This window comes from Lactobacillus xujianguonis (assembly GCF_004009905.1).
Lineage (GTDB): Bacteria > Bacillota > Bacilli > Lactobacillales > Lactobacillaceae > Lactobacillus > Lactobacillus xujianguonis.
In genome coordinates this window covers 1-5,943 of sequence record NZ_ML136919.1, presented here as the reverse complement: position 1 = coordinate 5,943, position 5,943 = coordinate 1, and the positions used below count along the sequence as shown (strand labels likewise).

Genomic DNA, 5,943 nt, shown 5'->3' with positions numbered 1-5,943 from the left:
CAAAAAGGTGAGCAGATAGTTCTATAGCTGCTCACCTTTATTTTTATTGTAAAAGAAAAAGAACCGAATCCAAATAATTCGGTTCTAAAAGCGTCAAATTTGTCAATGTCTTAACTTAATGACATTGCAATTACTATGTTGTCTTTTTTTTTTTTTAATATAATAAAGGTGTTAACGGAATGAGTACATTTGTATATTTCAAGTTTCAAAGAAGGGTGAATAAATTTGGTTTCAAAAAATAATATTAAACTTAAAAATGAAAAAGCTGCTGAAAGAGAACAGCACTTTGGATTTCGTAAATTAACAACCGGTGCGATTGCATCCGTTTTGTTGGGAACTGCTTTGTATATGGGAACAACTGGTGTCAGTGTTAAAGCTGATACAACTGTTTCCGATGATGGTAATACTGAAACCATTAATCAAAAGCAAGCAGGTAGTGGCAATGATAGTAATATTACATCTGTTGCTAAGTCAAATGATAAAATTGTGACTCAAGATGCTCAAAATCAAGCAAGAACCGATGCAACTGAGAGCAGCTCTCAAGAGAGTGCTGCTACTACCGCAGATAATAAAGATGCAGCACAAGCTACTCAAGACGCGACTAGTATAAAAGTAACTGCAGCTAATGATCAAAAGGCTACAGATTCAAAAAAGAGTGATGAAGTTGAGCTAACAAAAGATCTTCCAAAAGAAAAGATTAATCCAAATATAAATGAAAAAGCTAAGGAATTATTGGACTCAAAAATTAGTTTAACTGCAACTAATAATTCCGCCTCAGACTCCGTCACCATTGGTGATAATGCTAGATTGTCAATCAGTCGTAATACAATTGGTGCAACGGACGATACTTCACCGTTTTATGTAGATTTTTATATTTCTAATCCGAATAAGGGCGATCAATATCAAATTGAGATTCCTAAGGGAAGTAGTTATTCCATTAAGACAGATGGTCAAAACATTCAAGTAGGTGGCACAACTACAATTTCAGATAAGGATAATAGTCGCATTGTTGTCGATGACTTTACTGACGATAATGCTGGTACAATTCATCAAAGATTTACGTTAGATTCAGATGGAAATTTTGCCTTTACTGTTCCTGTTCCTATGTTAGATATTGGTAATGTTTTAAAGAAAATCACCATTACTAAGAAAGATAAAAATGGTAGTTCTGAGTCAAAAGAATTAGGATTTACGCAAATTATTAAGCCAGAAATGAGCCCTGAGTTTAAACGGTTATATCCAAAAGCGGATCCTTCAATTCGCGTTTTACCAAATACCGACTATACATATGAACTCAAACTTAATGAAACAACCGGTACGCAAAAGCAAGGTAGTGAAGATCCCCTAGTTATTGCTGGAATAAATACTAATACAGTCATTACCATTCCTGTGCCTGATAGTTTTGTTTTGAATCGAGATAAAACTAATAATATTAATAACTTTGGTGATCAGACCACTATTACCCAAGTTGGCGGACGTGGAAGCAACATCATCATTCACGTTCCTAAAGGCAGTGGTAATAGACGATTCGCTGCTCGGGGCTACATGATTGTAGGGCACTATGAAACTGATCAACCAGTAAATGACACCGTCATTCAGGCCAATACACCAATTCATATTGATCAAACAATTACTAAGGGAGATGGACAAACTTATCATCTTATTAAAGACCTGCAGCCTTGGACTGAAACATTATTAGGTAGTAAGTCTGATGATAAGTCATCTATAGTGATTTATTCTGGAGTTTATAATAATGACACACATAGCATTTCGCAAGATGTTGATCCTAGTCGACCAATTAATACGTTTGGTTTTGCAAATAATACTAATCAAGATATTACTAATGCACAGATTACACTCACTTTCCCTGATGGCCTAAATATTAATCGAATAGCTACTCCAGGTGATCCGGTCGAATTACCGGGTACTACTAGCTATGCTTACCAAGTAACTTATACTGATGGCTCGACCAGTTCTGGTAACGTTCAAGCTGGTCAAAGTATTAATGCGGCAGGTAATCGCGGTATTGCCAAAATTGTTATTACGCCGAATGTTATTTCTGCTGGTATTAGCTTTAATCGCGGGATCGATAATAAGTATAGGATTAGAGCCTACGGTACAGTTAACCCAACATTAGCCAATGGTCAGGCAATTGAAAATGGGCATGAGTTTAATTCCACAATTGGTTTCCAGTACAACAAATTAAATAATGACAAGATAATCACTGTAGGACCATTAAACGCTGTACAAAAATACGTAGCATCTATTGCGGGAGCATATGTTTTTAAAACACAATATAATTACTCTCCTGATGCTAAAAATGCAGGTACTCTTACTCCATATTTAGATGACGATTCGGTTTCAAGTAATTTGCCTGAACCAATTTTTTATTATGTATTGCCTGAAGGTACAGTTTATAATAATGTCTTTAGCAGTCATGGTTCACAATACGTAAAACCACGGCCCAAGATCACTAATTTTGAAGTTGATGGCCAAGAAGTGGTAAAAGTGGATTATACTGGCACTGGTTACAAGCTTGTATCAAGTAATGACAATACAATTCATGTAGACAATTTGCCTTTAGCTGAAATCGGATCACATAAATGGGCTATTTACATGTACAGTCCTCATGTGAAGATGACTAATGGCTTGGCTAAAGATTACTCAGGCTGGAAGAGTGCGCAAACTGAAGGTAAAACTGATGATGTTTATTTCGTAGGCGATGGTACTTGGAATATTAGTATTGCTGATCAAGTCCAAATTGCTTCCGGGATTAAGGGACCAGATGATGCTTTTTCACTTCCCAATACTACAGCCAATGATAAGCATCCAGGTCAAATTGAATATGATTTTAAAATTAATAATACACTGCACAAGCTCAATGACGGAGTAACCATTGTCAATATCAATGATGGGGACACCAATAATTTTGATTTTGAAATGACAGAGCCTGTGGCTGTTCCAAATGGCTATGAAGTTTTATATTCAACACAGCCACTAGTAGATAATAATAAATCGACAGGTCATCTTCCAAGTTTAAGTAATTATGTTTCCTGGGATCAGATCGCAGATAAATCAAAAATCAAATCAGTTGCCGTTAAATTCGCTTCTTTGGACAAAAATACCAGCACGCCTATTTTTAAGATTAAAGGAACTGATAGAACCTTTAAGGATGATGCGGAAAAATCAGTGTCATTTAGTCCAACTTTATATACCTCTAACTTGAACCCAACTGGTGGTAAAACATCAAGCATTAAAATCGAAGGTAAATCAACTGTTAAAGTTGAATTAGTTGATCCAGATGGTAATGTCATTGATGATGTTGATTTATCAAATTTAGATCATACGTACAAAGACAATATTGATCAGCTTAATGAGCAGGATTTTGATCTTAGTGATAGTAATAAAGAGGTGATTAAAAATTATCTTACTCAGTTAGACAGTCAAGATAAAGATCATCATTATTATCAATTGCAACCACCAATTATAGTTACAAAGAACGGTAGTATTTCCCGACCTAACTTTGGTGATACAGTAAAATCGGAGTTTGATAATAATGTAGTAGTTCAATATCGGGTTCAAAGGAAGGATATGGCCTCCGCTATAGTCACATATTTCGATCAGGATACTGGTGGTGTTTTAGAAGTTACAGACCAGATTTACGGGATTCCAGGTGATGCAATTAATTACAGTACAGCAGCTACAATCAAAAAATATACTGACAAAGGATATGTTTTTGTAAGTAACGATTTTGATCAAAATGGTGTTCCAGGTAAATTTAATAAAGTGATAGATGATCACACAACAACAATACCAATTGCGAGTTTTAGTGTATATCTTCGCCATGGGGTTCAAAAAGTAACAGCGGAAACAAAGAGAAGTGAACTACCGGCAAATGCTACTATTGATCCAAGTACGTTAAGAAAAACAATAACGGAAAAAGTTACGTATGAAAATGACGATCTGAGCCCATTTACTGGTGAGCAGCCAAGCAATGCTGAGCAAAGCATTACGTTTAACGGAACAGTATACGTGGATCTTACAAATGGGCAGCTTGTCCATGTTAAGGAAGTAGACGACCATCAGGAAATTGATCATAGTGTGACCGCAGCAGTTGTGCCAGAATGGAAAACAGCAGGTGATAAGACAGCATTTGCCGCAGTAACTTCACCAATAGAAGAAGGATATCACGTAAGTAATGTATCAGCGCATGCCGATGCCACAGGAAGCAATGTAGGAGAGATTTCAGTAAATCCCGCAGAAATAGAAGGAAATCAAGAAATCAAGATAACGGTAACCTATACAGCCAATGAGCAAGAAGCGACAATTAAATATATCGATAATGAAGATCACAAGATCATTGCCACAGACACAGCAAGAGGTAAGTATAAGAGCGAGATCAATTTTGAAACAGATCCCCAAGTAAAAATTAAGGACTTTGAAGACAAGGGCTATAAATTAGTCAATAATGGTTGGGGTGAAAGTAACCATAAGTACAAGAGTGACAACACACAAAATAACTTTGAGATCTACTTCGCCCATGATGCAGTGACGATTGATCCAAAGCACCCTCAAGATTCAGATAAACCAATTAATTCAAATGATCCAGATAGTCCCAAGTACACTAAGGATCAAACAAACGTGTCAGCCACCCACACGCGGACGGTAAATTACACGGGAATTGATCCACAGGATGGGGTCAACCCAGCTTCTAAGACCAACGAGAGTACTTGGACTCGGTCAGTGACGGTTGACAAGGTAACTGGTGAAACGAAGGCAACGACGCCTTGGACAACAAAGGATCATTACGATGATGTGCCAACAAACGTGGTTCCAGGTTACTACGCTGATCAGGCAAAGGTTGACAGGGTTCCAACAAATAAAATGAAACCTGAGGATCAAACTGTAACAGTTACCTACAAGAAGCTCGGTAACATTGTGCCAGTTGATTCAGATGGCAACCAAATTCCAGGAAATCATAATGTGCCATACGAAAATGATCCAACTGATCCAACGAAGGGTGGCGAAACGCCAGTTCCAACAATTCCTGGTTACCACGTTGAAGATCCAAATAATCCAAGTGTCCACACGACGGATGGTCACACGACGGTAACGCCAAGTGATCCTGGTAAGGATACTAAGGTTGTATACCAAAAGGATAAGGCAATTGCGCGAGTCAACTTCATTGATAATGATACGGATCCAAACAAACCGTTTGCCAAGGTTGACTTGAACGGCAACGCTACAGATGCAATCGACTTCAAGAAAGCCAATAAACAGTTAACCAACTACGAAAACGATGGCTATGAAGTAGTAAGTAATGATATTCCAAGTGGAGTAACTAATTACGATACTACAGCAGATACGACGGACCGGCCAAGTCAAGACTTTACAATCCACTTGAAACATGGCATTACGACAGTAGATGGCGATGATCCAAATCTTCCAACTAAGGGTACTCTAATTAATCCGAATGGAAATCCAAACGGACCAAAGTATACTGAAGATCAAACAAACGTGTCAGCCACCCACACGCGGACGGTAAATTACACGGGTGTTGCTCCAAAGGATGGGGTCAACCCAGCTTCTAAGACCAACGAGAGTACTTGGACTCGGTCAGTGACGGTTGACAAGGTAACTGGTGAAACGAAGGCAACGACGCCTTGGACAACAAAGGATCATTACGATGATGTGCCAACAAACGTGGTTCCAGGTTACTACGCTGATCAGGCAAAGGTTGACAGGGTTCCAACAAATAAAATGAAACCTGAGGATCAAACTGTAACAGTTACCTACAAGAAGCTCGGTAACATTGTGCCAGTTGATTCAGATGGCAACCAAATTCCAGGAAATCATAATGTGCCATACGAAAATGATCCAACTGATCCAACGAAGGGTGGCGAAACGCCAGTTCCAACAATTCCTGGTTACCACGTTGAAGAT

The 5,943-nt window shown here is 38.1% G+C and carries 1 protein-coding gene; it reads left to right on the top strand.

Features of this window, described 5'->3' with window-relative positions; all coding sequences use genetic code 11:
- Positions 1 to 225: 225 nt before the first annotated feature.
- Positions 226 to 5,943, top strand: a 5,718-nt coding sequence (locus tag EJK17_RS10835) for a mucin-binding protein (RefSeq protein ID WP_210403770.1), incomplete at its 3' end; no start/stop codon positions are given.